The following is a 343-nucleotide window of genomic DNA, read 5'->3' on the forward strand; positions in this document are numbered from 1 at the left end:
CTAGTTAATCCCTATAATATAAAAAGAGCACCACTTTTTGGATGCTCCTCGTTATAACTATATATTATTTAATTTCCTTCTTTTGCTGGTACCATTTTTCCTTCTTGAGAATCTGTACCTTCTGTTCTTTCAACTGTTTTTGCATATTCTGGTTTCTCAGGGGATCCCATTTCAAATCCTGGTTGAGAATCTGTACCTTCTTTTGTTGGTACCATTTTTCCTTCTTGAGAACCTGTACCCTCTGTTCTTTCAACTGTTTTTGCGTTTCCTTTAGGAGTTGCTGGCACTGCATCTTTAGGTAAATCAAAGTTTTGTGAGAAAGACGTTGTTCCATCTACACTCT

1 protein-coding gene is annotated in these 343 nt (G+C 36.7%); it reads right to left on the reverse strand.

Annotation, left to right across the window (positions count from 1 at the left end; translation table 11 throughout):
• Positions 1-68 precede the first annotated feature (68 nt).
• Positions 69-343, reverse strand: a 275-nt coding sequence (locus MR113_RS27580; RefSeq protein ID WP_242257500.1) for an alpha-ketoglutarate permease, incomplete at its 5' end; no start/stop codon positions are given.

The sequence above is a fragment of the Bacillus cereus group sp. BfR-BA-01379 genome (assembly GCF_022663605.1).
Lineage (GTDB): Bacteria > Bacillota > Bacilli > Bacillales > Bacillaceae_G > Bacillus_A > Bacillus_A mobilis.